At 60.4% G+C, this 2248-nt stretch carries 2 protein-coding genes and 1 pseudogene; 2 read left to right on the plus strand and 1 reads right to left on the minus strand.

Features of this window, described 5'->3' with window-relative positions; genetic code table 11:
- A pseudogene (locus D8V06_RS27035) lies at positions 1-84 on the minus strand (PilZ domain-containing protein); the annotation flags it as partial.
- A 94-nt stretch (positions 85-178) separates the two neighbouring features.
- Here D8V06_RS27035 and D8V06_RS27040 point away from each other — a divergent pair.
- Positions 179-1429, plus strand: coding sequence for a lipoprotein-releasing ABC transporter permease subunit (locus D8V06_RS27040; RefSeq protein WP_056857030.1), 1251 nt, complete (start codon positions 179-181; stop codon positions 1427-1429).
- 7 nt (positions 1430-1436) lie between these two features.
- Entirely contained in the window at positions 1437-2120 is a 684-nt protein-coding gene (lolD, locus tag D8V06_RS27045) for a lipoprotein-releasing ABC transporter ATP-binding protein LolD (RefSeq protein ID WP_177336614.1), read from the plus strand.
- Positions 2121-2248 lie beyond the last annotated feature (128 nt).

The raw sequence follows: 2248 nt of genomic DNA on the forward strand, positions 1-2248 counted from the left end.
AGCGGACAGGGGCCGAATTTCCAGTGCGATCGTGTCCTCGATACGGTAGTATTCGCGGCGATCTTCTTCATCTAATGTCGACATGGCGAACCCATGGTAGCGGCGGTGGTCTGAGTGTAAAGCTGGTTATCGACCCCCGCCACAAGGACGTTCCTTTTCCCTCCGAACAAGCCCCGACATGTTCAGACCTCTCTTCGTATTTATCGGCACGCGTTACACCCGTGCAAAGCGTCGCAATCATTTTGTGTCATTCATTTCCCTGACTTCGATGATCGGGCTCGCCCTCGGCGTGGTCGTGATGATCGTCGTGCTGTCGGTCATGAACGGCTTCGATCATGAGATGCGCACCCGCGTGCTGGGCATGGTGCCCCACGCGACCATCGAATCCGGTGAAGCCATCAGCGACTGGCAAAGCCTGGCCGCCAAAGTCAAGCAGAACCCGCAGGTGACGGCCGTAGCGCCATTTACACAAATGCAGGGTTTGCTGACCAACAACGGCAAGGTCTCGAAAGTACTGCTCAATGCCATTGACCCGGCGCTGGAGCGTCAGGTGTCGATCATCGATCACTTCATGCAGCAGGGCAAACTCGACGACCTGGTGCCAGGCGAGTTCGGCATTGTCATCGGTGACAAGGCCGCGGCGAAACTCGGTGCGGCGGTTGGCGACAAGCTGACGTTCGTGGCGCCCGAAGTCACGGTGACCCCGGCCGGGATGTTCCCGCGCATGAAGCGCTTTACCGTGGTGGGCATCTTCCACGTTGGCGCGGGCGAACTCGATGGTTACCTGGGCATCACCAACCTTCAGGACCTGGCGCGCTTGCATCGCTGGAAACCGGATCAGGTCCAGGGCCTGCGCCTGAAGTTCGATGATCTGTTCCAGGCACCGCGTACCGCGTGGAACATTGCCCGGGAGCTCGGCGAGGATCATTTCTACGCCCGCGACTGGACGCGCACCCACGGCAACCTGTATCAGGCGATCCGCATGGAAAAAGCCATGATCGGCCTGTTGCTGCTGCTGATCGTTGCCGTCGCCGCTTTCAACATCATTTCCACCCTGGTGATGGTGGTGAACGACAAGAAGGGCGACATCGCGATCCTTCGCACGCTGGGTGCCACGCCGGGCACGATCATGCGCACTTTCATGGTGCAAGGCACGGTCATCGGTGTGGTCGGCACGGCGATCGGCGCGGTGGTCGGGATCTTCGCCGCGTTGAACGTCAGTGCCGCGATCTCCGCCCTCGAAGGCTTGATCGGGCACAAGTTTCTCAACGCCGACGTGTACTTCATTGATTACCTGCCGTCGCAGGTGCAGAGCCAGGACGTTGTGATGGTCTGCTCTGCGGCGTTGGTCCTGAGTTTTCTCGCCACCCTGTATCCAGCCTGGCGTGCCGCGCGCACCCAGCCTGCGGAGGCGCTACGTTATGAGTGAGTCGGGCATGAGTGAAAAAGCAATCTTGAGCTGCCGCAGCCTGGGCAAGTCCTACGAGGAAGGCCCGGAGTCGGTTGAGGTACTGGCCGGTCTGCAACTGGAGTTGCACCCGGGTGAGCGTGTAGCGATTGTCGGCAAGTCGGGTTCGGGCAAGAGTACCTTGCTCAATTTGCTGGGTGGTCTGGATACGCCGTCAACGGGCAGCGTCTGGCTCGACGGTGAAGAACTCTCGGCGCTGAGCGAGAAGAAGCGCGGTTTGCTGCGTAACCGCGCGCTTGGCTTTGTGTACCAGTTTCACCACTTGCTCCCGGAATTCACCGCGCTGGAAAACGTCTGCATGCCGCTGCTGATCGGCAAGACTGCGATCCCCGAAGCGCGCCAGCGTGCCACGGCGTTGCTGGAGCGGGTGGGGCTGGGGCATCGCCTGGAGCACAAACCGGCCGAGTTGTCCGGTGGCGAGCGGCAGCGCGTGGCGATTGCCCGGGCTCTGGTGAACAATCCGGGTCTGGTGATGCTCGATGAGCCGACCGGCAACCTCGATTCACACACCGCCGAAGGCATTCAGGATTTGATGCTGGAACTCAGCACCTCGATGCGCACAGCGTTCCTGGTGGTGACCCACGACATGAACCTCGCCCGCCAGATGGACCGCGTCCTGCACTTGCAGGAAGGTTGCCTGACGCCCATCTGACGGATTGAAACCCGAGGCCTGAACAGGCCTCGGGTCTTTTATTTTTATACGGTGCCCCAGCGAATGTTCAGACCGTTATCGATCTTTATCGGCACGCGCTATACCCGCGCCAAGCGCCGCAATCGCTT

The sequence above is a fragment of the Pseudomonas sp. Sample_24 genome (assembly GCF_004307605.1).
Taxonomy (GTDB): Bacteria; Pseudomonadota; Gammaproteobacteria; order Pseudomonadales; family Pseudomonadaceae; genus Aquipseudomonas.